Origin of the sequence: Silvania sp., from assembly GCF_051656365.1 — a bacterium.
GTDB classification, from domain to species: domain Bacteria; phylum Pseudomonadota; class Gammaproteobacteria; order Enterobacterales; family Enterobacteriaceae; genus Enterobacter; species Enterobacter hatchlandensis.
Map to the genome: position 1 here is coordinate 22,290 of NZ_JBOGBT010000075.1, position 24,448 is coordinate 46,737.

General features: G+C 55.8%; 24 protein-coding genes and 1 pseudogene. 13 read left to right on the plus strand and 12 right to left on the minus strand.

Annotation, left to right across the window (positions count from 1 at the left end):
* Positions 1 to 33: 33 nt before the first annotated feature.
* Positions 34 to 309: a YcgL domain-containing protein gene (locus ACRDD5_RS14360; RefSeq protein WP_271284023.1), complete on the minus strand. Its 276-nt coding sequence runs from the start codon at positions 307 to 309 to the stop codon at positions 34 to 36.
* A gap of 126 nt (positions 310 to 435) precedes the next feature.
* On the opposite strand from ACRDD5_RS14360, the gene minC reads away from it, so the two are divergent.
* From minC to minE, 3 genes are read left to right on the plus strand one after another with little or no spacing between them, the layout of a single operon-like run.
* Positions 436 to 1,143 (plus strand): septum site-determining protein MinC, encoded by a 708-nt coding sequence (minC, locus tag ACRDD5_RS14365; protein WP_271284022.1) that lies wholly within the window; start codon positions 436 to 438, stop codon positions 1,141 to 1,143.
* Between the two features lie 23 nt (positions 1,144 to 1,166).
* Positions 1,167 to 1,979: a septum site-determining protein MinD gene (gene minD, locus ACRDD5_RS14370; RefSeq protein WP_271284021.1), complete on the plus strand. Its 813-nt coding sequence runs from the start codon at positions 1,167 to 1,169 to the stop codon at positions 1,977 to 1,979.
* A gap of 3 nt (positions 1,980 to 1,982) precedes the next feature.
* Positions 1,983 to 2,249: a cell division topological specificity factor MinE gene (gene minE, locus ACRDD5_RS14375; protein ID WP_003859937.1), complete on the plus strand. Its 267-nt coding sequence runs from the start codon at positions 1,983 to 1,985 to the stop codon at positions 2,247 to 2,249.
* Between the two features lie 57 nt (positions 2,250 to 2,306).
* Here the strand turns inward: minE and rnd are convergent, their stop codons facing one another.
* The 5 genes from rnd to ACRDD5_RS14400 all read right to left on the minus strand — a co-directional run bounded on the left by rnd (position 2,307) and on the right by ACRDD5_RS14400 (position 8,697).
* Positions 2,307 to 3,434 (minus strand): ribonuclease D, encoded by a 1,128-nt coding sequence (gene rnd / locus ACRDD5_RS14380; RefSeq protein ID WP_271284020.1) that lies wholly within the window; start codon positions 3,432 to 3,434, stop codon positions 2,307 to 2,309.
* 74 nt (positions 3,435 to 3,508) lie between these two features.
* Positions 3,509 to 5,194, minus strand: coding sequence for a long-chain-fatty-acid--CoA ligase FadD (gene fadD / locus ACRDD5_RS14385; protein WP_271284019.1), 1,686 nt, complete (start codon positions 5,192 to 5,194; stop codon positions 3,509 to 3,511).
* A 204-nt stretch (positions 5,195 to 5,398) separates the two neighbouring features.
* Positions 5,399 to 5,989 (minus strand): Slp/YeaY family lipoprotein, encoded by a 591-nt coding sequence (locus ACRDD5_RS14390; protein WP_438677122.1) that lies wholly within the window; start codon positions 5,987 to 5,989, stop codon positions 5,399 to 5,401.
* 35 nt (positions 5,990 to 6,024) lie between these two features.
* A complete protein-coding gene (gene tsaB, locus ACRDD5_RS14395; protein ID WP_438677123.1) occupies positions 6,025 to 6,720 on the minus strand; it encodes a tRNA (adenosine(37)-N6)-threonylcarbamoyltransferase complex dimerization subunit type 1 TsaB in 696 nt (231 codons plus the stop codon).
* A gap of 66 nt (positions 6,721 to 6,786) precedes the next feature.
* Positions 6,787 to 8,697, minus strand: a complete 1,911-nt coding sequence (locus ACRDD5_RS14400; protein WP_271284016.1) for a helicase C-terminal domain-containing protein — start codon at positions 8,695 to 8,697, stop codon at positions 6,787 to 6,789.
* Positions 8,698 to 8,824: 127 nt separating this feature from the next.
* On the opposite strand from ACRDD5_RS14400, the gene ACRDD5_RS14405 reads away from it, so the two are divergent.
* Positions 8,825 to 9,169, plus strand: a complete 345-nt coding sequence (locus ACRDD5_RS14405) for a RidA family protein (RefSeq protein ID WP_438677124.1) — start codon at positions 8,825 to 8,827, stop codon at positions 9,167 to 9,169.
* A gap of 6 nt (positions 9,170 to 9,175) precedes the next feature.
* On the opposite strand, the gene ACRDD5_RS14410 is transcribed toward ACRDD5_RS14405, so the two are convergent.
* Positions 9,176 to 9,358 (minus strand): YoaH family protein, encoded by a 183-nt coding sequence (locus tag ACRDD5_RS14410; protein WP_271284014.1) that lies wholly within the window; start codon positions 9,356 to 9,358, stop codon positions 9,176 to 9,178.
* 61 nt (positions 9,359 to 9,419) lie between these two features.
* Here ACRDD5_RS14410 and pabB point away from each other — a divergent pair, with 61 nt between their 5' ends.
* The 4 genes from pabB to ACRDD5_RS14430 all read left to right on the plus strand — a co-directional run bounded on the left by pabB (position 9,420) and on the right by ACRDD5_RS14430 (position 14,657).
* Entirely contained in the window at positions 9,420 to 10,772 is a 1,353-nt protein-coding gene (gene pabB, locus ACRDD5_RS14415) for an aminodeoxychorismate synthase component 1 (RefSeq protein WP_438677125.1), read from the plus strand.
* A 3-nt stretch (positions 10,773 to 10,775) separates the two neighbouring features.
* On the plus strand, positions 10,776 to 11,354 hold the full coding sequence (locus tag ACRDD5_RS14420; RefSeq protein ID WP_271284012.1) for a CoA pyrophosphatase: 579 nt from the start codon (positions 10,776 to 10,778) through the stop codon (positions 11,352 to 11,354).
* A gap of 183 nt (positions 11,355 to 11,537) precedes the next feature.
* Positions 11,538 to 12,902, plus strand: a complete 1,365-nt coding sequence (sdaA, locus tag ACRDD5_RS14425; RefSeq protein ID WP_438677126.1) for an L-serine ammonia-lyase — start codon at positions 11,538 to 11,540, stop codon at positions 12,900 to 12,902.
* A gap of 162 nt (positions 12,903 to 13,064) precedes the next feature.
* Positions 13,065 to 14,657 carry an EAL domain-containing protein gene (locus tag ACRDD5_RS14430; protein ID WP_438677127.1) on the plus strand — a complete coding sequence of 531 codons (1,593 nt, stop codon included), beginning with the start codon at positions 13,065 to 13,067 and terminating at the stop codon, positions 14,655 to 14,657.
* Between the two features lie 11 nt (positions 14,658 to 14,668).
* Here the strand turns inward: ACRDD5_RS14430 and yoaE are convergent, their stop codons facing one another.
* Entirely contained in the window at positions 14,669 to 16,231 is a 1,563-nt protein-coding gene (yoaE, locus tag ACRDD5_RS14435) for a CNNM family cation transport protein YoaE (protein ID WP_271284009.1), read from the minus strand.
* Positions 16,232 to 16,693: 462 nt separating this feature from the next.
* Here yoaE and manX point away from each other — a divergent pair, with 462 nt between their 5' ends.
* The 5 genes from manX (at position 16,694) to mntP (ending at position 20,841) form a co-directional block, all read left to right on the plus strand.
* Positions 16,694 to 17,662: a PTS mannose transporter subunit IIAB gene (gene manX, locus ACRDD5_RS14440; RefSeq protein WP_271284008.1), complete on the plus strand. Its 969-nt coding sequence runs from the start codon at positions 16,694 to 16,696 to the stop codon at positions 17,660 to 17,662.
* Between the two features lie 46 nt (positions 17,663 to 17,708).
* A complete protein-coding gene (locus tag ACRDD5_RS14445) occupies positions 17,709 to 18,509 on the plus strand; it encodes a PTS mannose/fructose/sorbose transporter subunit IIC (protein WP_271284007.1) in 801 nt (266 codons plus the stop codon).
* 12 nt (positions 18,510 to 18,521) lie between these two features.
* Complete coding sequence (locus tag ACRDD5_RS14450) at positions 18,522 to 19,373, plus strand: PTS mannose transporter subunit IID (protein WP_271268435.1); 852 nt, start codon at positions 18,522 to 18,524, stop codon at positions 19,371 to 19,373.
* Positions 19,374 to 19,427: 54 nt separating this feature from the next.
* Positions 19,428 to 19,886, plus strand: coding sequence for a DUF986 family protein (locus tag ACRDD5_RS14455; RefSeq protein WP_438677128.1), 459 nt, complete (start codon positions 19,428 to 19,430; stop codon positions 19,884 to 19,886).
* Positions 19,887 to 20,274: 388 nt separating this feature from the next.
* Positions 20,275 to 20,841 carry a manganese efflux pump MntP gene (mntP, locus tag ACRDD5_RS14460; RefSeq protein ID WP_438677157.1) on the plus strand — a complete coding sequence of 189 codons (567 nt, stop codon included), beginning with the start codon at positions 20,275 to 20,277 and terminating at the stop codon, positions 20,839 to 20,841.
* Here mntP and rlmA read toward each other — a convergent pair.
* The 4 genes and pseudogenes from rlmA to ACRDD5_RS14480 form a co-directional block, all read right to left on the minus strand.
* Positions 20,838 to 21,653, minus strand: coding sequence for a 23S rRNA (guanine(745)-N(1))-methyltransferase (gene rlmA, locus ACRDD5_RS14465; protein ID WP_438677129.1), 816 nt, complete (start codon positions 21,651 to 21,653; stop codon positions 20,838 to 20,840). The two genes, mntP and rlmA, sit on opposite strands and share 4 nt — an antisense overlap.
* Positions 21,654 to 21,716: 63 nt before the next feature.
* Positions 21,717 to 23,435: a peptidoglycan glycosyltransferase FtsI gene (gene ftsI / locus ACRDD5_RS14470; protein ID WP_438677130.1), complete on the minus strand. Its 1,719-nt coding sequence runs from the start codon at positions 23,433 to 23,435 to the stop codon at positions 21,717 to 21,719.
* 217 nt (positions 23,436 to 23,652) lie between these two features.
* Positions 23,653 to 23,862: a transcription antiterminator/RNA stability regulator CspE gene (gene cspE / locus ACRDD5_RS14475; RefSeq protein WP_001062678.1), complete on the minus strand. Its 210-nt coding sequence runs from the start codon at positions 23,860 to 23,862 to the stop codon at positions 23,653 to 23,655.
* A 12-nt stretch (positions 23,863 to 23,874) separates the two neighbouring features.
* Positions 23,875 to 24,019: pseudogene (locus ACRDD5_RS14480) on the minus strand (DUF2627 domain-containing protein).
* Positions 24,020 to 24,448 lie beyond the last annotated feature (429 nt).

Below are 24,448 nucleotides of genomic sequence, written 5' to 3' on the forward strand. Positions count from 1 at the left end.
AGGTTTATGTCATGCTAACAGATAATTCTTAAACTAATTTTTCCTCTGCTCTTCAAGATGCTGTTTGAGTAAATTCTCTTGCGGAGGAGGGAGTTGTAAATAATAGCCTTGTTCAGCTAATGCACTTTTAACTTTTTCCAGATCGGCGTTGCTCAATTGTTTACGCCCGTCGAGCGGCATCAGCATCACCAGCTGCGGCTTGCCGAAGGACTTCAGCAGTGCCTCAGGCACCCGGGAGAAATCGTCCTTTTTTTCGACATAAAGATAGGTTTGATCCCGTTGGGTACTTCTGTAGATCACACAAAACATATATTTCCTCTGAATATCCGTGGAGGGTGACTTGCCTCAATATAGTTGTGACTATAACATGCCTGGTACTCTTCGGAATATCGTCGCGCTGGCGTGACGGTTAAAAGCAAATTGAGTAAGGCCAGGATGTCAAACACGCCCATCGAGCTTAAAGGCAGTAGCTTCACCTTATCAGTGGTTCATTTGCATGAAGCAAAACCCGAGGTTATTCGTCAGGCGTTAGAAGACAAAATTGCGCAGGCGCCCGCATTTCTGAAACATGCGCCGGTGGTGATCAACGTTAGCGCGCTCGAAGCGCCGGTTAACTGGCGGCATGTGCAAGAGGCGGTTTCTGCCACCGGTCTGCGTATCGTGGGCATCAGCGGCTGTAAAGATGCCGAACTGAAAGCAGAGATAGACCGTGCAGGTCTTCCGCTGCTGAACGAAGGCAAAGAAAAAGCCCCACGGACCGCCCTCCCGGAGAGCGAGCCCCCTGCTCCACCTGAGCCCGCTGTTATCCCTGTCACAAAAACGCGATTTATTGATCTGCCGGTTCGTTCCGGTCAGCGCATTTATGCGCCAAACTGCGACCTGATTGTGACCAATCACGTCAGCGCGGGCGCAGAGCTGATTGCGGATGGCAATATTCATATTTATGGCGCAATGCGCGGCCGCGCGCTGGCGGGCGCCAGCGGCGAGCGCGATGCGCAGATATTTTGTACCCACCTGGAGGCGGAGCTGGTCTCCATCGCAGGGGTTTACTGGCTGAGCGATAACATCCCGGCCGAATTTTATGGCAAAGCGGCGCGTCTGCGACTGGCAGATAACGCTTTGGCCGTTCAACCGTTGAATTGATCCCTTTTTCACAAGGAATTTCTATGGCACGCATTATTGTTGTGACTTCTGGTAAAGGAGGCGTTGGCAAGACCACCTCCAGCGCGGCCATCGCAACCGGTTTGGCCCAGAAGGGCAAGAAAACCGTCGTTATCGATTTTGATATCGGTCTGCGTAACCTCGACCTGATTATGGGCTGCGAGCGTCGCGTGGTGTACGATTTCGTTAACGTGATTCAGGGTGACGCCACGCTGAATCAGGCGCTGATTAAAGACAAACGCACCGAAAACCTCTTTGTTCTGCCGGCTTCTCAGACGCGTGACAAAGATGCACTGACCCGCGAAGGCGTGGAGAAAGTGCTCGATGAGCTGAAAAAGATGGAGTTCGACTTCGTGGTCTGCGACTCCCCGGCAGGCATCGAAACCGGGGCGCTGATGGCGCTGTACTTCGCCGATGAAGCGATCATCACCACCAACCCGGAAGTGTCGTCCGTACGCGACTCCGACCGTATTTTAGGGATCCTCGCCTCAAAATCCCGCCGTGCGGAAAATGGCCAGGACCCGATCAAAGAGCACCTGCTGCTGACCCGTTACAACCCGGGTCGCGTGAACAAAGGTGATATGTTGAGCATGGAAGACGTGCTGGAGATCCTGCGCATCAAACTGGTTGGCGTCATCCCGGAAGATCAGTCCGTGCTGCGCGCATCTAACCAGGGCGAGCCGGTGATCCTCGACGTCAACGCTGACGCGGGTAAAGCCTATGCCGATACCGTGGATCGTCTGCTTGGAGACGAACGTCCTTTCCGCTTCATAGAGGAAGAGAAGAAAGGTTTCCTCAAACGCCTGTTCGGAGGATAAGTTATGGCATTACTGGACTTTTTTCTCTCACGAAAGAAAAGCACCGCCAACATCGCGAAAGAGCGACTGCAAATCATTGTCGCGGAACGCCGTCGTAGCGATGCGGAACCGCACTACCTGCCGCAGCTGCGCAAGGACATTCTGGAAGTGATTTGTAAGTACGTGCAGATCGACCCGGAAATGGTCACCGTACAGCTGGAGCAAAAGGACGGGGATATCTCGATTCTGGAGCTCAACGTGACCCTGCCGGAAGCGGAAGAATCACGTTAGGTTTGTGGGGCCTGTAGACGCCGGGCGGCGCTGCGCTTGCCCGGCCTACTCTACGGCTTACTGCGGATACTCTTCCAGCAAGGCCTTCAGACGATCGGCCATCAATTCCCCACGCCAGCCTGAAATTAACTCCGGCTGTCCATTTGGCGTTTTCAGCTTCCAGTGCACGTTTAGCAGCTGGTTGATCTGACGACGCGACGCCAGCAGCTCGGCGCTAATTTTGCTTTCGGTAGCCACTTCCTGTACCAACGCTTTAATCGCTTTAAAGGCTTTGCGATAGCCCGGCATGTCCATCAGATTCAGCAGGGGTTCTGGCAGTTCATCGTCCGGCAGCTGTTGGGCTTTAGCCACCAGTGCCAGCAGCGTTTTGCCGTGGAAGCGAATTTCAGAGCCGGACAAACCAATGCTGTCCAGTTCGCCCAGACTGGAAGGCATATAACGCGCCACGCCCCACAGATGCTCCTCACGCACCACGAAATTCACCGCCAGATCGCGCTCACGAGCCTTGCGCAGACGCCAGTCGGCCAACAGTTGCAGGCAGGCCAGCTGACGGGTACGCAGCTGCCAGGCGTTGGTGATGTCGCGCCAGGCGTCTTTCGGGTCGGTGACCTCCTGACGACGCTGCTGCGTCATGCGGCACTCATCCAGCGCGGCGGGCAGCCAGCCTGAGGCTTCCGCCTCCTGCATCAGTTGACCGGCAATCGGCAGCAGGTAAAACACATCTGCCGCCGCGTAGTCGAGCTGACGCTCGGTCAGCGGGCGCGCCAGCCAGTCGGTGCGGGATTCGCTCTTGTCGATCACCAGCCCCGTATACTCTTCGACCATGCCGGCAAAACCCCATGAGAGCGGACGACCGGCAAACGCCGCCAGGATCTGGGTGTCGATCAACGGCTGCGGCATGATGCCGAACGTATTGAGGAAAACTTCCAGATCTTCGCTACCGGCGTGCAGATATTTAGTAATGGCCGTGTTCAGCAGTAGCGCACGCATCGGTGCCCAGTCGGTGATTCCAAGGGGGTCGATCAGCGACACATGTTTGCCGTCGTACAGTTGGATCAGACCCAGCTGCGGATAATAGGTACGGGTACGAACAAATTCGGTATCCAGAGCGATGGCGGGCGCGTCGCGAGTGACATCGCACAGGGAAGCCAGCTCGTCATTGGTGGTGATCATCTGGTAGTTCAAATCATTTTCTCTTTAGTTTGCACCCATAAAAAAACGCCGGCGTAGCCAGCGTTTTGGAGTGACTAGCACGAAGCTCAGCCTTTATTGTCCACTTTGGCACGCGCTTCGTCACGTAATTCTCGTCGTAATATCTTCCCGACGTTCGATTTAGGCAGTTCATCCCGAAACTCTACCAGCTTCGGTACCTTATAGCCGGTCAACTGACGACGGCAGAAGGTGACCAGCGCCTCTTCAGTCAGGGCCGGATCTTTTTTCACGACAAAGATTTTTACCGTTTCGCCGCTGCTGCCCGCAGGCACGCCCACGGCCGCCACTTCCTGCACGCCGTCGTGCTGCATCACCACGTCTTCGATTTCATTAGGATAGACGTTAAAGCCAGACACCAGGATCATATCTTTCTTGCGATCGACAATGCGCAGGAAGCCTTCGTCGTCCATCACCGCGATATCACCGGTATATAACCAGCCGTCTTTGATGATTTCGTCGGTGGCATCCGGGCGCTGCCAGTAGCCGAGCATCACTTGCGGGCCCTTTACACACAGCTCGCCCGGTTCGCCAGGTGCGACTTCGTTATCCTCATCGTCCACCAGCTTCGCTTCGGTGGAGGGCACCGGCAGGCCGATGCTGCCGCTGTGATAATCGATATCGTGTGGGTTGACGCTGACCAGCGGGGCGCATTCGGTCAGGCCGTAGCCTTCGAGCAGATACTGACCGGTCAGCTTGACCCAGCGATCGGCCACCGCCTGCTGAACCGGCATCCCGCCGCCTGCGGAGAGATGCAGCGTTGAGAAATCGAGCTGATGGAACTCTTTGTTGTTGAGCAGCGCATTAAACAGCGTGTTAACCCCTGTCATGGCGGTAAACGGATATTTCGCCAGCTCTTTCACCAGTCCCGGAATATCACGCGGGTTGGTTATCAGCACGTTTTGCCCGCCCAGCTCGATAAACAGCAGGCAGTTCATGGTCAGGGCGAAGATGTGATACAGCGGCAGCGCGGTGATGACCAGCTCTTTGCCGCGATGCAGCAGCGGGCCGTAGGTGGCATTCACCTGCTCGAGGTTGGCCAGCATGTTGCGGTGGGTCAGCATTGCCCCTTTCGCCACGCCCGTCGTGCCGCCGGTATATTGCAGGAACGCCAGATCCTGCGGCACCACTTCCGGCTTCACGTACTGCATCCGGTAGCCGTTGTGCAGCGCACGGCGGAAGGAGATAGCATCCGGCAGGTGGTATTTTGGCACCAGCCGTTTAACGTATTTGACGACGAAGTTAACCAGCGTCCCTTTGGCGGTAGACAGCTGATCGCCCATCCGCGTCAGAATGACGTGCTTCACCTGGGTTTTATCAACCACTTTTTCCAGGGTGTGGGCAAAGTTGGAGACAATCACAATTGCCGCTGCACCGCTGTCGTTGAGCTGATGCTCCAGCTCGCGGGGGGTATACAGCGGATTGACGTTGACCACGATCATGCCCGCACGCAGGATGCCAAACAGCGCAACCGGATACTGCAGCAGGTTAGGCATCATTAATGCCACCCGATCACCTTTTTGCAGACCTAAACCCTGTTGCAGATAGGCGGCAAAAGCCCGGCTACGCTCTTCCAGCTTGCGGAAGGTCATCACCTCGCCCATGTTCACAAAGGCAGGCTGATCGGCGTAACGCGCGACGGAGTGTTCAAACAGTTCAACCAGGGATTGATAACGGTCAGGGTTTATCTCGGCGGGGACATCCGCAGGATAACGGTTAAGCCAAACCTTCTTCACTACTTCACCTCTGAAATGCGTGTTCGTCGTCATCACAACCCCGGTTAATATACAAGTCGTTAACATAATATTAACTCAGCGTACCAGTTTAAAAATTGTCCGGATTTAAGGTTGCGAAGCGCGTCACTATTTATTTTTGTTATAGCCGTCGAAAATGAGAAGCAGCGGACGCGCCGCTGCTTCTTTTATAATAATAACAGCAAGTTACTCGGTGACTATCGTCCGAACCTCTGCAGGTCCACCGTATCCTGCCCAGCCGCCATAGCCACCATAACCGCCATAGCGCCATGGATGCGGTCCCCAATACCAGGGATCAATCGGCTGCGGAGGCATCATCACCTGCTGCGTCACGCGCCAGCGCTTGTAACCGTTAGCCTGCATGGTCATAAATTTATACGGCGTATTACCAATTTTGCCCTGCTCCGCGCCAGTGATCGGACCGACAACGGTGACCAGATGCCCCCGGAAATCCACCGGGTCGAGGAACCCGTTCAGATCGGCAAAGATCCGTCCGCGTGAGGCTTCACCCAGGATAGGACGTGCCCCGCTGTCCAGCGGGACAGTGGCAATTTCCAGTCGGGTTTTGCCCTGCCGGTTTTCTACGCCAACCACTTTACCGCCGAAGCGTGCTTCCTGACCGACATACAGCTCCGGCGCATTCATCACCCGCACCAGATCCTGCTGCGGCGTCGGGCTGCTGCCCTTGATGGCATCAGGAACCGAAACACACCCGCTCAGGGCCAGGGTCAACGTCCCTACCGCCAGCAGGCGAACTACGCATTGTTGAACCGCCATGTGCGACTCCTTTTCTCAGATTCTATTACTGAGATTCATGCCCGGCCCGGAAGTTTCTTCCACGCCACTTCGTTTCGTAAATAAACCGGCTCGGCCTTCTCGACCGCCACGGTTTGTCCGGCTGCCAGCATCTGACAGGCAATCGGCAGCATATCTTCTGCAGCAGGCAGTAGTACCTTCCCCTCAACCAGCGTCAGGCCGCTGTCGTTAGCCATATCCGGCCACGTCTGCCAGCCGGTGCCCACGGTCGCCCATTCACCCGACAGGGTTTTCAAGCGATCGCTTACCGCGTCCGGTTTGAGCACCGCTTCGCTCGTTTCGCCGTGCCAGACGCCCTGCTCATCGCGAGTGTACTCCGCCCAGTAGACTTCGCCCATTCGCGCGTCGATGGCGGCCAGCACGCGGGTTGCACCGGTGTTGCGCCATGCGCCCTGCGCCATGGTGGCCAGCGTCGAGACGCCAATCATCGGCAGTTCAGCGCCCAGCGCCAGCCCCTGCGCAATGCCAATACCAATGCGCACGCCGGTAAAGCTGCCGGGGCCACGGCCATAGGCCAGAGCATCAAGGTTATGCAGGGAGGTGTTGCCTTCGGTGAGGATCATCTTCACCAAAGGCAGGATACGTTGGGTATGTTCCCGGGCGCACTCTTCGAAATGAGCACAGATAGCACCGTCGTTCCACAGGGCAACAGAGCAGGCCTCTGTGGCGGTATCAATAGCCAGAATTCGCATTCGTTGTCGCGCTCTCGCAATGGTCAGTCACAAAAAGGCGCGTATTTTAGCACACGCCCAGGCAAATTACTCCGTCCGGGTCGCCGCAAGGAAGCGCACGGCGCGATCGATGTCGCGGGTGCGTGGCGCAGGCGGCAGGCTGGCGATGAAGGTGGCGCCGTAAGGGCGCATCACCAGTCGGTTATCGCAGATCACCAGCACCCCGCGGTCGTCCACATCGCGGATCAGACGCCCGACGCCCTGCTTAAGCGTGATGACGGCATCCGGGAGCTGTACTTCGTCGAACGGATCGCCCCCGCGCAGACGGCAATCTTCCATCCGCGCCTTCAGCAGCGGATCGTCCGGCGAGGTAAAGGGCAGTTTATCGATGATCACCAGCGACAGGGCATCGCCGCGCACGTCCACCCCTTCCCAGAAGCTGCTGGTCGCCACCAGCAGGGCATTGCCCGCGCTGACAAACTGCTGGAGCAGCTGACCTTTGCTGGTTTCACCCTGCAGCAGCACCGGCAGGGTCATGGTGGCACGGAACTGCTCGGCCAGATCGCGCATCATGGCATGCGAGGTGCAGAGCATAAAGCAGCGGCCATTGTTGGCCTCAATCATCGGCTTAAGCATCGCCGCCAGGTGGCGGGCCGCCCCCGGCTGGTTGGGTAGCGGCAGGTTACGCGGCACGCACAGTAGCGCCTGGGTGGCATAGTCGAACGGGCTGGGCAGCAGCAGCGATTCCGCCTGCTCGATGCCCAGCCGCTCCGTGAAGTGGTGCAGATCGTCGTTCACCGACAGCGTCGCGGAGGTAAAAATCCAGCTACCCGGTTTTTGCGCCATCACCTCTTTAAATTTATCGGCCACGGTCAGCGGCGTCAGGGCAAGGGTGAAGTGGCGGGAATTGCATTCGTACCAGTAGCTGTAGCCCGGCTGGTTGAACTCTTTTAGACGTTTCAGGCGCGTGCGATACAGCGTCGCGCGTTCAAAGGCGGCGTCCAGCAAGGCCGAGCGGCCCAGCGACAGCTTCGCCACGTCGTAACAAAGCTCCAGCGCGTCATCGAGTAACAGCAGCGCGCGCTGGATATGCTGATTGGCCAGCAGCTCTCGTAGATTGCCGCGATAGCCCGGATCGCCGAGCTGCATGCGGAAGTCCTGAGTGCTCTGTGCCAGGCGGTCGGCACACTTTTGCAGCTGCTGGGTATCTTTCAGTTCGGTGCGGTACGCAATGGTGAAATCTTTCGCCAGGTCCAGCAGCTGGCGGCTGGAGAGCGACTGGCCGAAATACTGGCTGGCGATATCAGGAAGCTGGTGCGCTTCATCGAAGATTAATACCTCGGCCTCGGGGATCAGCTCGCCAAAGCCGCTCTCTTTAACCACCATATCGGCGAGGAACAGATGGTGGTTGACCACCACCACGTCGGCATCCATTGCCGTTTTACGCGCTTTTACCACGAAGCAGTCTTTATACAGCGGGCAGTCGCTGCCCAGACAGTTGTCGTTGGTGCTGGTGACCAGTGGCCAGACGGCGGAGTCTTCGGCTACGCTGGCGCAGGTGCTGATATCCCCGTCGAGAGTCTGATTGGACCAGCTGCGCAGGATGATAACGTCGCTGAGGGTTTGTACCGGCAGGTCACCGCCCGCCAGCGCCTGCTGTTCGAGGCGTTCAAGGCACAGGTAGTTGGAGCGCCCTTTCAGCAGAGCCAGACGGCCTTTGTATTTCAGGGCTTTTGCCACCGTCGGCAGGTCGCGGCTGTAGAGCTGATCCTGCAGGGCTTTCGAGCCGGTGGAGATGATCACTTTCTTTTTGGCGCGCAGCGCAGGCGCCAGATAGGCGTAGGTTTTACCGGTACCGGTACCCGCTTCCACCACCAGCGGCTGACCGCTGTCGATGGCTTTGGCGACCGCGTGCGCCATCTGACGCTGCGGCTCGCGCGGCTTAAAACCGGGAATTGCCTGCGCTAACTGCCCGTCTGCTAAGAAATCGTCTGCCACTCTGCCCCCTGTATTTTTGCACAGGGGATTATGTCAGGCCGCTCGCCCTGGCGCCAGTCGAGAGTGACGCAGACAAAACAATATGGCAGTCTTGCCCGCTGAAATTCACACTAACGAGGAATCGTATATGACAATTGTTCGCATTGATGCCGAAGCCCGCTGGTCAGATGTGGTGATCCACAACCAGACCCTGTATTACACCGGCGTACCGGCGAATCTGGATGCCGACGCGCTTGAACAGACCGCCAACACCCTGGCTCAGATTGACGCCGTGCTGGAGAAACAGGGCAGCGACAAATCCCGTATTCTGGATGCGACCATTTTTCTGGCAAATAAAGACGATTTCGCGGCGATGAACAAAGCCTGGGATGCGTGGGTGGTGGCAGGTCATGCGCCTGTACGCTGCACGGTACAGGCGACACTGATGAAACCGCAGTATAAGGTTGAGATTAAGATCATCGCTGCGGTGTAAGGCGGGTTACTCTTCTTCGTCATCCTCAAAACGCGCCACAATCCGCTCTCCGGTGTGGGTGGCGCGTAACTCTGCTGCGACGATGGTAATAGCCTCTCCGCTGCTCATCCCGTTGGACATCAGTTCCTGAATGCGCTCGACGGCCTTTTGTTGCTGCTCATGGCTCAGTGAAGGTAAACCTGCAAACATCGTCAACTCCTGCTAAATTATCAGCGCTAATAATTTCACGCTGCCCGGTAGTATGCCACCGATGAACCCGTTATCCCCCACTGTTTTGACATTATCGTGGCGCCCTGACGCCGCAGAATTCTGGTTTGCGCCAATAAGCCATCTGCCGTGGGCGATGCTGCTGCACTCTGGCCATGCGGATCATCCCTACAGCCGCTTCGATATTCTGGTGGCCGATCCGCGCACCACGCTGGTGACACACGGTGCGGACACCGTCATCGATGGCCTTCACGTTGACGCCTGTCCGCTGACTTTGCTGCAGCAGACTATTGATTCGATGGGACTGCCCTGCGCGCCAGAAACTGACCTGCCCTTCCAGGGCGGGGCGCTCGGCCTGTTCGGGTACGATCTCGGACGCCGCTTTGAAAACCTGCCCGAGCATGCCGCGCGCGATATCACCCTGGCCGATATGGCCGTGGGCCTGTACGACTGGGCGCTGATCGTCGATCACCACAAACAGCAGGTGTCGCTGGTGTGCCATGGCGATGCGGCCGCGCGGCTGGCGTGGCTTGAATCCCGACGCGCCCCTGCAACCGGGCCCGCATTCCGCTTAACCTCCCGCTGGCAGGCCAATATGACGGAGGCGGAGTACCACGAAAAATTCCACCAGGTGCAGGCTTACCTGCACAGCGGCGACTGCTACCAGGTTAACCTGGCTCAGCGCTTTCAGGCCCATTACGAGGGCGATGAGTGGCAGGCGTTTACTCAGCTGAATGCCCGGAACCGCGCGCCGTTCAGCGCCTTTATACGCCTCGATGAGGGGGTGATTCTGAGCCTGTCGCCGGAGCGCTTTATTCACCTGGCGGATGGCACCATCCAGACCCGCCCCATTAAAGGCACCCTGCCGCGTCTGGCAGATGCCGAGGCCGATCGCCAGCAGGCACAGAAACTCGCCGCCTCGCCAAAAGATCGCGCTGAGAACCTGATGATTGTCGATCTGATGCGTAACGATATTGGCCGGGTAGCCGAACCCGGCAGCGTGCGAGTACCGGAACTGTTCATCGTTGAGCCCTTCCCTGCTGTGCACCACCTGGTGAGCACCATTACCGCCCGCCTGCCCCCTGCGCGTACCGCCTGCGATCTACTGCGCGCCGCCTTCCCGGGTGGGTCGATTACCGGCGCGCCAAAGGTGCGGGCGATGGCGATCATCGACGAACTGGAACCGCATCGGCGCAATGCCTGGTGCGGCAGCATCGGCTACCTCAGCCTGTGCGGCGGCATGGATACCAGCATCACCATTCGCACGCTGACCGCGTTTGACGGACAGCTCTACTGCTCCGCAGGCGGCGGGATCGTCGCAGATAGCCAGGCCGATGCGGAATATCAGGAAACCTTTGATAAAGTGAACCGCATTCTGCAGCAGCTGGAGTATTAACTGATGGACACCCGCAACCTGACTCTTGACGATTTTTTATCGCGCTTTCAGCTTTTACGTCCGCAAATCAACAAAGCGTCGCTGAACCAGCGCCAGGCAGCGGTGCTGATCCCGGTGGTGCGTCGGGAGCAGCCCGGACTGCTGCTGACCCGCCGTTCGTCGCAGATGCGTAAACATGCGGGTCAGGTGGCGTTTCCTGGGGGCGCGGTGGACAGTACCGATGCTTCGTTGATTGCCGCCGCGCTGCGCGAGGCGCAGGAAGAAGTCGCGATCCCCCCGGAGAAAGTTGAGGTGATCGGCGTACTGCCTCCGGTGGACAGCGTGACCGGGTTTCAGGTGACCCCTGTTGTCGGGATTATTCCCCCGGATTTGCACTACCATGCCAGCGTGGACGAAGTAGAATCGGTGTTTGAAATGCCGCTGATGGAAGCCCTGCGTTTGAGCCGATATCATCCGCTGGATATTCAACGTCGTGGACACGAACATCGGGTCTGGCTTTCATGGTATCAGCATTATTTTGTCTGGGGCATGACGGCCGGAATTATTCGTGAGCTGGCGCTACAGATCGGCCTGAAACCTTGACTATACTTTACATTCGTACTTTTTTTCCGCCTTTGCGATCGCCCTCCCGCTATTAGTTAATCCGGTCTTAGCCATTAGTTAAATTCATGTGAATAGTTGAGCTGACGGCCGGTATCCCTCTTACACTATGCGCAGTTATTACATCGTTACTGGAAACCCGGTAACCCTGTCAGGAGTGTTAAAGTGATTAGTATATTCGACATGTTCAAAGTGGGTATTGGCCCCTCTTCCTCCCACACTGTAGGGCCGATGAAGGCCGGTAAACAGTTCGTCGATGACCTGGTCGAAAAAGGATTACTGGATAGCGTTACCCGCGTGGCCGTGGATGTGTACGGTTCGCTCTCGTTAACGGGTAAAGGCCACCACACCGATATCGCCATTATTATGGGTCTGGCTGGTAATATGCCGGCCACCGTAGATATTGACGCCATTCCGGCGTTTATTCGTGACGTGGAAACACGTGGCCGTCTGCTGCTGGCGAACGGCCAGCACGAAGTGGATTTCCCACAGGACGACGGGATGCGTTTTCGCAGCGACAATCTCTCGCTGCACGAAAACGGGATGCAGATCCACGCCTTCAGCGGCGAGAAAGTGATCTATAGCAAAACCTATTACTCTATCGGCGGCGGCTTTATTGTCGACGAAGAGCATTTCGGCAACGATGCTTCCGGCGATGTGAACGTGCCGTATCCGTTTAAATCGGCGACAGAGATGCTCAATTACTGCAAAGAGACCGGCCTGTCGCTCTCCGGCATGGTAATGCAGAACGAACTGGCGCTGCACAGCAAGCAAGAGATCGAAGACTATTTCGCCGATATCTGGAAGACCATGCGCGCCTGTATCGATCGCGGCATCAATACCGAAGGCGTGTTGCCCGGCCCGCTGCGCGTTCCCCGTCGCGCCTCGGCCCTGCGCCGGATGCTGGTGACAACCGATAAGTACTCCAACGATCCGATGAACGTGGTGGACTGGGTGAATATGTTTGCCCTGGCGGTGAATGAAGAGAACGCCGCAGGTGGACGGGTTGTTACCGCTCCAACCAACGGCGCCTGCGGGATCGTTCCAGCGGTGCTGGCCTACTATGACCACTTTATCGAACCTGTCACCCAGGAAAGTTACATTCGCTACTTCCTCGCCTCGGGTGCGGTGGGTGCGCTGTACAAGATGAACGCCTCAATTTCCGGTGCGGAAGTGGGTTGTCAGGGTGAAGTCGGCGTGGCCTGTTCAATGGCGGCGGCGGGTCTGGCAGAGCTGCTGGGCGCCAGCCCGGAGCAGGTGTGCGTAGCAGCAGAGATCGGCATGGAGCATAACCTCGGCCTGACCTGTGACCCGGTAGCCGGTCAGGTACAGGTGCCGTGCATCGAACGTAATGCCATCGCGTCGGTAAAAGCGATTAACGCCACGCGCATGGCGATGCGCCGCACCAGTGCGCCACGCGTGTCGCTGGATAAGGTCATCGAAACCATGTACGAGACCGGCAAGGACATGAACGCCAAGTACCGTGAAACTTCTCGCGGCGGTCTGGCGATTAAGGTGCAGTGCGACTAATCCTCCCCGTTTTACCGTTGGTTTCGTTTCTCATACTCCCTTCGCCCATCTGATACAGATGGGCGAAATTGCGCCCCTTTTCTCGTTAGCCGAAACATTGCCCACTACACTACCTCTGTTGCCACGGGCATATGCACCAGTGGCTTTTGGGATGGCCGTGGCATGCAAACAGCGCAGACGATCATTAAAAATTATCGCCGCAAGCGTATCATCGTCTGTGCGTCGCTTTCACTTCTCACCCTGCTGACCACGCTGGGCTGCAGTTTTATTTCACAGCGCAATTTAAATCAGCAAACCAATGCTACCTTCGTTAATCATGCAGTCGAAACGCTGGAGAAAATCCTCTTGCCGATCCAGGCCGGGCGGGCCATCGTCGAGCCGCTGCTCGGCAGGCCCTGCCTGGAGGTCAATTTTCTTCTGCGCAAACAGGCCGCCTCCCTGCAGTCGGTGCGCTCTATAGGCCTGATCCAGAACGGCATTCTCTACTGCTCCAGCACATTTGGCCGCCGCGATATTCCTATTCACCAGTTTGTTCCTCAATTGCCCTCTGCCGAGCCGCTGTTGCTGCTGACCACCGATCAGGCCCTGCTGACCGGCAGCCCGGTCCTGATCCAGTGGTATCCGGCGCCCGGAAAAAGCGATGACGGCATTATGCAGATTGTGAACATCGATTTAATTGCCAGGATGCTGCTGGAGCCGCTGCTGCCGATCATCCGCGACGTGAGGTTGAGTGTGGGCGGTAAGCATCTGAGCTATTACAGTCAGCTCTCGAATACGCTGGAGTTCGATAAACACGACAGTATCTACCAGCAAACCTCACAAAAATTCCCTTTCACGATCACTGTCAGTGGCCCGGGCTCCAGCGCACTGGCTCTGCAAAATTTGCCCAGGCAGCTGCCACTGGCGGTCATCTTTAGCATGCTGGTGGGCTATATCGCCTGGCTTGCAACTGCCAGCCGCATGAGCTTCACCTGGGAGATCAACATGGGGTTGGCCGCAGGTGAATTTGAGCTGTTTTGCCAGCCGCTGGTGAATGCGCAAACCCAGCGCTGTGTGGGGGTGGAGATCCTGCTGCGCTGGAACAATCCCCGTCAGGGGTGGATTTCGCCGGAGATTTTTATTCCGCTGGCCGAGCAGCATAACCTGATCGTTCCCCTGACCCGCTTCGTGCTGATTGAAACCGTGCGCCATCTGTCGATGTTCCCTGGTGCGCGGGATTTTCACATTGGCATCAACGTGGCGGCCAGCCATTTTCGCGACGGGGTGCTGCTGCAGGATCTGAATCGTGTCTGGTTCAGCGCCAGGCCCGCTCAGCAACTGATGATTGAACTGACGGAGCGTGACTCGCTGCTGGAGGTGGATTATCACATCGTGGACGAGTTGCACCGCAAAGGCATCAAGCTGGCGATTGATGATTTTGGTACTGGCACCAATTCACTCTCGTGGCTGGAAAAGCTCAACCCGGAAGTGCTGAAAATTGACAAGTCGTTTACCGCTGCCATCGGGACAGACGCCGTGAACTCAACGGTAACGGACATTATTATTGCGCTGGGCCAGCGGCTGCATATCGAGCTGGTGGCAGAAGGGGTAGAGACAAAAGATCAGGCGAGTCATCTTCGCCGCCATGGGGTCAATATTTTGCAGGGATTCTTATATGCAGAGCCGATGCCACTGCGGAGTTTTCCGAAGTGGCTGGCGGAGAACACGCCCCCGCCAGCCTCGCATCACAAGCCGATCATGCAGTTTATGCCGTAGTGCCGGCCTGATTACTCTTCATCGTCATGGGCGGACTGCTCTTTTACAATACGCACCAGGTCAACACGGTAATCATTGGCAGTAACGATAGTGATCTTCAGCGGCGGTAACTCCAGCACGTCGCCGCTGCGCGGGATCTGGCCGTTAATAGCAATCACCAGGCCTGCAACCGTCGCGATATCGTCATCATGGTTGGTCAGGTGTTCCAGACCCAGCGTCTGCTGCAGCGCGTGGATGTCGGTTGAGCCTTTAACCAGCCAGCCGTCATTATCATGGATAATTTCCGGCGTTTCGTCGGCATCCGGGAACTCACCGGCAATGGCTTCCAGCACGTCCAGCGGCGTCACCAGACCTTGTACCACACCAAATTCGTTGGTCACGATCACAAAGCTACCGCGAGCACGGCGCAGCACGCCAAGCAGGTTGATCGGGTCGAGCGTTTCCGGTACCACGATAGCCGGGGTTGCAGCAGCAATGGATTCAACGTCGCCGCCCTCTTCCAGCGCCACCAGCATCTCTTTCGCACGCACTACGCCAATCACTTCATCCAGTTCACCGCGACACACCGGGAACAGGCTGTGCGGGGAGGAGAGCAGTTGCTGACGGATTTCCGCCACGCTCAGGCTGGCATCAACCCAGCTGATTTCACCGCGCGGGGTCATAATTCCGCGCAGAGAGCGTGAGGCCAGCGACAGTACGCCGTTGATCATATAGCGCTCTTCTTCCACAAACGCGCCTTCCGGCACCGGCACAGGGATATGGTTTTCGCTATCCTGCTGCTGAACCTGAGCCTGACGGCGCCCCCCCATCAGACGCAAAATTGCATCCGCGGTACGGGCACGCAGCGGCTGATTCGACTGCTGACGGATAAAGTTACGGCGGGCAATCTGGTTAAACATCTCAATAATGATCGAGAAACCAATCGCCGCGTACAGGTAGCCTTTCGGAATATGGAAGCCGAAGCCTTCTGCAACCAGGCTCAGACCGATCATCAGCAGGAAGCTCAGACAGAGCACAACCACCGTCGGGTGCTCGTTGACGAAACGCGTCAGCGGCTTCGAGGCCAGCAGCATCACCGCCATCGCAATAATGACCGCAGCCATCATCACCGGCAGGTGGTTCACCATCCCCACCGCAGTGATCACCGCGTCGAGGGAGAAGACGGCATCCAACACCACGATCTGCATCACGACCACCCAGAAGCTGGCGTAGCCTTTGCCGTGTCCGTCATCGTGCTGACGGTTTTCAAGCCGTTCATGAAGCTCAGTGGTGGCCTTGAACAGCAGGAATAGCCCCCCCACCAGCATAATCAGGTCGCGCCCTGAGAAGGTAAAATCGAAGGCGGTAAAGAGCGGCTGCGTGAGCGTGACCATCCACGAGATCACCGACAGGAGTGCAAGACGCATAATCAGCGCCAACGACAGGCCGATCAACCGGGCTTTATCGCGCTGCTTTGGCGGCAGTTTGTCCGCAAGGATGGCGATAAAGACCAGGTTATCGATGCCGAGCACGATCTCCAGCACCACCAGCGTGAGCAACCCCACCCAGATCTGCGGGTCCATTAAGAATTCCATGACAAGCTCCTGCTAAAGGAATGACAAAACGGCGCCGCGGAACATTCGGGCGAAGCGTTAAAAGACGTAGAGAGTGAGTGGCGCGAATCGCCGATACGGCTGGCCAGAGTTGGCCTGGAAAATGACTGACGTCGGTGACGGTCCATACAGTGGGCTACTGCCCTATACTCCTGACAATGAAATGGAGGGTAAACATATCAGAGACATGGCCTTTTTGGCAAAGATTTACTTTGCTTTGCAAACAGATGTTTCAGCATTTTTTTGCGCATAAAATTATCTGGCTGGCTTAGGCTAAATTACGGATCTTCATCACATAAATTATTTTTTCACTGTCTAAAATAAATCGCGTACGTCTTAGTTAATTAGACTCTAACCCTTATCTGAATCGATTCGTTGTTTCGAAGATGAATTCTGATGCCCTCGTCACACAGGTGCATAAACGATAATAAAAGGAGGTAGCAAGTGACCATTGCTATTGTAATAGGCACACATGGCTGGGCCGCAGAGCAGTTACTTAAAACCGCAGAGATGTTGTTAGGCGAGCAAGAAAACGTCGGCTGGATCGATTTCGTTCCCGGTGAAAACGCCGAAACGCTGATTGAGAAATACACGGCGCAACTCGAAAAACTGGATACCGGCAGTGGCGTGCTGTTCCTCGTCGATACCTGGGGTGGCAGTCCGTTTAACGCCGCCAGTCGTATAGTTGTCGATAAAGAACAGCACGAAGTCGTGGCCGGGGTGAACATCCCGATGTTGGTTGAAACGCTGATGGCGCGCGATGACAACCCGAGCTTTGACGAACTGGTGGCCCTGGCCGTCGAAACCGGTCGCGAAGGCGTGAAAGCGCTGAAAGCGAAACCCGTTGAGAAAGCCGCACCGGTTGCTGCCCCTGCAGCCGCCAAAGCCGCAGCCCCGCTCAAGCCAATGGGCCCGAACGATTACATGCAGATTGGCCTTGCACGTATCGATGACCGCCTGATCCATGGCCAGGTGGCAACACGCTGGACCAAAGAGACCAACGTACAGCGCATTATCGTGGTCAGCGACGAAGTTGCCGCCGACACAGTGCGTAAAACCCTTCTGACTCAGGTGGCTCCGCCGGGCGTAACGGCGCACGTGGTGGATGTCGCCAAAATGATCCGCGTCTATAACAACCCGAAATATGCGGGCGAGCGCATCATGCTCCTGTTTACCAACCCAACGGACGTCGAACGCGTTGTCGAGGGCGGCGTTAACATTACTTCCGTCAATATCGGGGGTATGGCTTTCCGTCAGGGTAAAACCCAGGTGAATAACGCGATTTCAGTCGATCAGAATGATATCGAAGCATTTAAAAAGCTGAATGCACGCGGTATTGAACTGGAAGCCCGTAAGGTTTCCACCGATCAGAAACTGAAAATGATGGATTTGATCGGCAAAGTCGGGAATTAACCCTGCGCTGATTTTCACATAAAGCTTATGTTATAGGAGAAGTACAATGGAGATTACCACTCTTCAGATTGTGCTGGTGTTCGTCGTCGCGTGTATTGCCGGTATGGAATCCGTACTTGATGAATTTCAGTTTCACCGTCCGCTGGTCGCCTGTACGTTAATTGGTGCCGTTCTGGGCGATATGAAAACCGGTATCATCATCGGTGGTACGCTGGAAATGATCGCCCTCGGCTGGATGAACATCGGTGCGGCGGTTGCGCCGGACGCCGCGCTGGCATCCATCATCTCGACCGTTCTGGTTATCGCCGGTCATCAGAATATCGGCGCCGGTATCGCGCTGGCTATCCCACTGGCTGCAGCCGGTCAGGTACTGACCATTATCGTTCGTACCATCACCGTTGCCTTCCAGCATGCGGCGGATAAGGCGGCCGACAGCGGAAACCTGACGGCACTGTCCTGGATCCACATCTCCTCCCTGTTCCTGCAGGCGATGCGTATCGCGATTCCTGCCGTTATCGTGGCGGTGTCCGTTGGCACCAGCGAAGTTCAGGGTCTGCTGAATGCTATTCCTGAAGTGGTCACCAGCGGCCTGAACATTGCCGGTGGCATGATCGTGGTTGTCGGTTACGCAATGGTCATCAACATGATGCGTGCGGGCTACCTGATGCCGTTCTTCTATCTCGGTTTTGTTACCGCGGCGTTTACTAACTTTAACCTCGTGGCCTTGGGTGTGATTGGTGCTGTTATGGCCATCCTCTACATTCAGCTCAGCCCGAAATATAACCGCGTCGCGGGTGCACCAGCGCAGGCTGCTGGCAACAACGATCTCGATAACGAACTGGACTAGCAGGTGAGCGAAATGGTTGATATGACAAAAACTACCCCGGAGAAAAAACTCACTCCGAGCGATATTCGTGGCGTATTCATTCGTTCAAACCTGTTCCAGGGTTCATGGAACTTCGAACGTATGCAGGCGCTGGGCTTTTGCTTCTCGATGGTACCGGCGATCAAACGCCTGTATCCAGAAAACAACGAGGCGCGTCGCCAGGCGATTAAACGTCACCTGGAATTCTTTAACACCCATCCGTACGTTGCGGCCCCGGTTCTCGGCGTAACGCTGGCGATGGAAGAGCAGCGTGCCAATGGCGCCGAGATTGACGACGGTGCCATCAACGGGATCAAAGTTGGTCTGATGGGGCCGCTGGCAGGCGTGGGTGACCCGATCTTCTGGGGTACCGTGCGCCCGGTCTTTGCGGCACTGGGGGCAGGAATCGCGATGAGCGGTAGCCTGCTGGGTCCCCTGCTGTTTTTTATCCTGTTCAACGCCGTCCGTCTGGCAACCCGTTACTACGGCGTGGCATACGGCTACCGTAAAGGTATCGACATCGTTAAAGATATGGGCGGCGGCTTCCTGCAGAAACTGACCGAGGGGGCGTCGATTCTGGGCCTGTTTGTCATGGGGGCACTGGTTAACAAGTGGACCCACGTCAACATTCCGCTGGTGGTCTCGACAATCACCGGTCAGGATGGTCAGACTCGCGTCACCACCGTACAGACAATCCTCGATCAGCTGATGCCGGGCCTGGTCCCGCTGCTGTTGACCTTCGCCTGTATGTGGCTGCTGCGTAAGAAAGTTAACGCTCTGTGGATCATCGTTGGCTTCTTCGTCATCGGTATCGTTGGCTATGCCATCGGCCTGCTGGGCCTGTAAGATTTGACCTGATACACCGGGGGCCTGCCCCCGGTTTTTTTATCTGGAGGATGAATGACGATCACGGACATCGTACTGGTACTGTTTATTGTTGCTCTTCTGGCCTATGCCATCTACGACGAATTGATCATGCCCCGCCGCAACGGCAAGACGTTGCTCACTATCCCTCTTTTGCGTCGTGGTCGCGTTGATGCGGTGATTTTTGCTGGTCTACTGATGATCCTGATTTATAACAACGTGATGAGCCAGGGTGCTTTATTAACCACATGGTTATTATGTGTGCTGGCATTAATGGCCTTTTATCTGTTCTGGCTCCGCGCCCCGAAAATAATCTTTAAAAGCGCTGGATTCTTTTTCGCCAACGTCTGGATAGAATATAACCGTATTAAAGAGATGAATTTATCTGAGGACGGCGTACTGGTGATGCAATTAGAGCAGCGTCGCCTGCTTGTTCGGGTACGAAATATAGACGACCTGGAACGCATATACAAACTACTCGTTAAAGTTCAATAAGTTAAAGAGATAGCACTGGCTATATTCTGGCAAGTTTTCCGCAATCGGTTATAGCCAAAGCTATATTATTTAACCTTAATGACGATATGTTTTTAACGTTATTTTCACGAATCAATCTAAATGAAAATCGTTATCGTTTGGTTAATAAGATAATACAAGTCGGTTATTGTTTTACATTCTCAAAATATGTTAAGGTTGCGCCCGTCGTTGGGGAGTAGCCGATTTCCGCTATGCCGGAAATGTACGTGTCAACATACTCGTTGAAAAACGTGGCACGTACGGATGGTTCTGCGTCAGCAGAACGATCAGGCGAGACCATAGATGCATTTACTGCTGTTTACTGGGGGCAGTGATGTGTCATATGGATATTCCCGGTCTGGACGCGCTGATGAACCTCTCTGCAACACTTCTTCTGGCCTTTGGTATGTCGATGGACGCATTTGCGGCTTCCATTGGAAAAGGCGCGACGCTCCACAAACCAAAATTGTCTGAAGCCCTGCGCACCGGTCTTATCTTTGGCGCTATCGAAACCCTGACCCCGCTTATCGGCTGGGCTTTGGGCATGCTCGCCAGCCAGTTCGTGCTGGAATGGAACCACTGGATCGCCTTTACGCTGCTGGTTTTCCTCGGCGGCCGAATGGTGATTGAAGGGATCCGCAATGATATCGATGAAGACGAAACGCCGGTTCGCCGTCACGGCTTCTGGCTGCTGGTGACAACAGCCATCGCTACCAGTCTCGATGCGATGGCCGTTGGCGTTGGGCTGGCTTTCCTGCAGGTCAGCATCTTGACCACCGCGCTGGCGATCGGCTGTGCGACCTTCATTATGTCAACGCTGGGAATTATGGTTGGCCGCTTTATCGGCCCGCTGTTAGGCAAACGCGCCGAGATACTCGGCGGTGTGGTGCTGATCGGGATTGGCGCGCAGATCCTGTGGAATCACTTCGCCGGTTAATCGACTCGCTGCCAGCAGTGGATGCTGAAATCCGTCTGGCAGCTGAACGTTTCCTGTGCCGCCAGCGTTTCCCACACCTCCGGCTTTGCCCGCCAGGCAAACGGCGTCATCTGCAGCAGCGCAACCGCCTCTTTCCCCGTCAACGACATTTCATAGGCCAGCGACTGCTCTTGCTGGAGCACAAAGCCCGGCAGCTGTTCAGAATGCGGGGCATGCAGCAGAACTTCACTGTAAATCAGCCCTTTTAGCTCCATTAAGTGACGCGGACCCGGCGTTACGGTAATCACCCAGCCCCCCTCTTTCACTACCCGCGCCAGCTCTTCGCCTTTACAGGGGGCATAAATACGGATCACCGCATCCATACTGCTCTGCTCAAACGGCAGGCGATGGCTGGATGCCACGCAGAATGTCACCTGAGAATAGCGTTTGGCGGCGGCACGGATCGCCGATTTAGAGACATCCAGGCCAAACGTGATGGCACCCTTCTCTTCGGCGGTACGGGCAAACGCGGCGGTGTAATACCCTTCCCCACAGCCAATGTCCAGAATCGATGAGGCGCCGTCAGGCAGGATCTCTTCCAGCTTGCTGGCAACCGCGTCGCGCAGGGGCTGATAGTGCCCGGCATCGAGAAACGCTCTGCGCGCCTGCATCATCTCCGCGCTGTCGCCTGGATCGCGGGACCGCTTATGCTGAACCGGCAGCAGATTGACATACCCCTCTTTCGCCATATCGTAGCGATGCCCCTGCGGGCAGGCGTAGCTTTTATCCATATGCGCCAGCGGCGCGTGGCAAAGAGGACAGCAGAATGTCATGGGAACTCCGGGCAATCATAAAGGGCGAAAGTGTACCGCTAATCGTCCCGCTATAAAACGACCTTAGCGCATAACGATAAGATGGCTTGAATCTGCCGGTAACCCATCCGGTTTTATGTTCTCAATGCGCAAAACGTCACCCATGATTTGACTAAATACCGGCGCCGACACCGCCCCGCCGTAATAAGCTCCGTTTTGCGGATCGTTGATCACCACCGCGAGCGCAAACACCGGGCGGCTGGCCGGGGCTACGCCAGCGGTATAGGCCACATATTTGTCGACATACTGGCCACCGTCGTCAATTTTCTTCGCAGTACCGGTTTTGACCGCCACCCGGTAGTCACGCACCGCAGCTTTGATCCCGCCGCCGCCGGGTAGCGCCACGCTTTCCATCATATGCTCGACTTGATGCACAATCTCTTCCGGCATGACTCGGGTACCGAGGACGGGTGGATCGATGCGGGTTATCGACAATGGCCGTTCGATCCCGTAGCTGCCGATGGTGGCGTAGACATGAGCCAGCTGCAGCGGGGTAGCCATCAGGCCGTAACCAAACGCGAATGTCGCCCGATCCAACTGACTCCAGAATTTTCGCGTTGGCAGCAGACCGCTGCTTTCACCGGTTAACCCCAGCCCAGTGGTGCGACCAAAGCCAAACGCGTGATAAGTATCCAGCAGACGCTGAATCGGCATCGCCAGCGACAGACGAGATACCCCGGTGTCGCTCGATTTTTGCAGAATGCCGGTGAGAGTCAGCTCGGGATAATAGCCGACATCGCGGATGCGGTGCCCGGCCAGGGTATAGGGATGGGTATCGATGACACTGTCCGGCTGGACCAGATTTTGCTGTAGGGCGGTCATCAGTACCAGTGGTTTGACGGTAGAGCCCGGCTCAAAGGTGTCGCTGATGGCCCGGTTACGGAAGTCATTCAATGTCGCACCTTCGCGATTATTGGGGTTGAAGTCCGGGAAGCTCGCCATCGCCAGGATCTCTCCGGTCTGAATGTTAATCAGCACCGCCGCGCCCGACTCTGCTTTATTCCATGCGACGGCGTTATCCAGCGCATCTTCGGTGAGCGTTTGCAGCCGCTTATCGATACTGAGTTGGATGTTGTGCGCCGGTACCGGCGGGACTTCGGTGATATTTTCCACCACGTGGCCGTAGCGATCCTCACGCACTCGCCGCAGACCCGGTTTGCCGGTTAGTTGGGAATTAAAGCTTTTTTCAATCCCTTCTATACCCTGGCCGTCAATGTTGGTGAAGCCAATCAGATTGGCCGCCACGTGCCCGGCCGGGTAAAAGCGTCGGGATTCATCGCGCAGGCTGATGCCCGGTAAATGCAGCTTATCGATCCAGTGGGCCTGTGTGGGATCCACCTGACGCGCCAGGTAGATAAACCTGCCATGGGGATTGCTGTTAATGCGTGCGGCCAGGTCCGAAAGCGACAGGTGCAGCGCGCTGGCTAATGCCTGCCAGCGATAGTCAGAACCCACGCCGCCTTTTCCCAGCACCGTTTTTGGATCGGCCCACACCGCCTGCACCGGTACGCTGACGGCCAGTGCGTTCCCCTCGCGGTCAACGATCATCCCTCTTGGGGCATCGATCGCCACTTCACGCAGGGAGCGCATATCTTCCTGCTTTACCAGCGGGTCTGGATTAATGATCTGCAGCCAGGCGACGCGTCCCAGCAGGAACACCAGACTCCCCAGAATGGCCAGACAGAGAAGTGCAAAACGTAACGGGGTGAAGTTTGAGGCGGGATGGGCGGGTTTCTTTTTCACCAGTGCTCCAGGGCTAGTTAACAACGCACTGATTTAACGGGAAAAATGGCTGGTAGGGGCAAAAACAATGCTAATAACCTCGCAGCTTTGCAACAAATTGCTAACTGGAGCGCATGTGGTAACACTTTGAAAAAGACGCATTAAAAAGCCCCGCATTTGCGAGGCTTTATCTCTGCAACTGAAGCGTCGGAACGATTCAGAGTTGGCAGGTGTCCGATCAGATAGCGGTTACGTTAACAGCAGCCGGACCTTTCTGGCCGTCCTGAATTTCGAACTCAACGTTCTGGCCTTCAGCCAGAGTTTTGAAGCCGTTACCCTGGATTGCAGAGAAATGTACGAATACATCTTTGCTGCCGTCAGCAGGAGTAATGAAGCCAAAACCTTTAGACTCGTTGAACCACTTAACTTGACCTTTAATCTTTGCCATTTGCAAAATTCCTTAGAATGTTTTCTTAGCCCGCAGGCATTCACTGAGATAAAACTGAGACATTACTGCATGAGGCACTAATATAAGGTTCGGCAGAGAAGCGGTATTCAACGACAACGTGTTTACTCAGGACTTCTTTACTGAAAATGCCACACATAAACAGAACTGTACCTCGTTTGACCTAAGCCGTGTTATCACATACTACTTAAATAATGGCAAGCCATTTTTAAACATGTCTCGATCAGTCGCACAAATTCTGAGACTGATCTGCCACAATCTGCACAAATACGCACGTTCTGTGTATACCGTACCAGAAGGCAGCGCAACCCGCCTCAGCCAGCGTAGCCGCTGTAATCAAAGACTTTTTTACCATAGCTCAATATGTTCAAGTCGTCCAGCAAGGTGAAAAAGTTCCCTTCCGGGGTTATTTCAGTTAGTACTTTTTATGACATGTTATTCTGAATTGATCGCAACGCTAAGCAATGGTTGCACCGAGAAAACATTGTATATCGCTTCGCTTGTGCAACTTATATACACCGCTGTTGTATTTATCGCCATGCACCAAAATAATGATATTTTTATGAAC

Excerpts from the sequence above, each read along its gene's own strand:
- ACRDD5_RS14360 (WP_271284023.1), bottom strand. The coding sequence starts at position 309 with ATGTTTTGTGTGATCTACAGAAGTACCCAACGGGATCAAACCTATCTT.
- minC (WP_271284022.1), top strand. The coding sequence starts at position 436 with ATGTCAAACACGCCCATCGAGCTTAAAGGCAGTAGCTTCACCTTATCA.
- minD (WP_271284021.1), top strand. The coding sequence starts at position 1,167 with ATGGCACGCATTATTGTTGTGACTTCTGGTAAAGGAGGCGTTGGCAAG.
- minE (WP_003859937.1), top strand. The coding sequence starts at position 1,983 with ATGGCATTACTGGACTTTTTTCTCTCACGAAAGAAAAGCACCGCCAAC.
- ACRDD5_RS14390 (WP_438677122.1), bottom strand. The coding sequence starts at position 5,989 with ATGGCGGTTCAACAATGCGTAGTTCGCCTGCTGGCGGTAGGGACGTTG.
- tsaB (WP_438677123.1), bottom strand. The coding sequence starts at position 6,720 with ATGCGAATTCTGGCTATTGATACCGCCACAGAGGCCTGCTCTGTTGCC.
- ACRDD5_RS14405 (WP_438677124.1), top strand. The coding sequence starts at position 8,825 with ATGACAATTGTTCGCATTGATGCCGAAGCCCGCTGGTCAGATGTGGTG.
- ACRDD5_RS14410 (WP_271284014.1), bottom strand. The coding sequence starts at position 9,358 with ATGTTTGCAGGTTTACCTTCACTGAGCCATGAGCAGCAACAAAAGGCC.
- pabB (WP_438677125.1), top strand. The coding sequence starts at position 9,420 with ATGAACCCGTTATCCCCCACTGTTTTGACATTATCGTGGCGCCCTGAC.
- ACRDD5_RS14420 (WP_271284012.1), top strand. The coding sequence starts at position 10,776 with ATGGACACCCGCAACCTGACTCTTGACGATTTTTTATCGCGCTTTCAG.
- ACRDD5_RS14430 (WP_438677127.1), top strand. The coding sequence starts at position 13,065 with ATGCAAACAGCGCAGACGATCATTAAAAATTATCGCCGCAAGCGTATC.
- yoaE (WP_271284009.1), bottom strand. The coding sequence starts at position 16,231 with ATGGAATTCTTAATGGACCCGCAGATCTGGGTGGGGTTGCTCACGCTG.
- ACRDD5_RS14445 (WP_271284007.1), top strand. The coding sequence starts at position 17,709 with ATGGAGATTACCACTCTTCAGATTGTGCTGGTGTTCGTCGTCGCGTGT.
- ACRDD5_RS14450 (WP_271268435.1), top strand. The coding sequence starts at position 18,522 with ATGGTTGATATGACAAAAACTACCCCGGAGAAAAAACTCACTCCGAGC.
- ACRDD5_RS14455 (WP_438677128.1), top strand. The coding sequence starts at position 19,428 with ATGACGATCACGGACATCGTACTGGTACTGTTTATTGTTGCTCTTCTG.
- mntP (WP_438677157.1), top strand. The coding sequence starts at position 20,275 with ATGAACCTCTCTGCAACACTTCTTCTGGCCTTTGGTATGTCGATGGAC.
- rlmA (WP_438677129.1), bottom strand. The coding sequence starts at position 21,653 with ATGACATTCTGCTGTCCTCTTTGCCACGCGCCGCTGGCGCATATGGAT.
- cspE (WP_001062678.1), bottom strand. The coding sequence starts at position 23,862 with ATGGCAAAGATTAAAGGTCAAGTTAAGTGGTTCAACGAGTCTAAAGGT.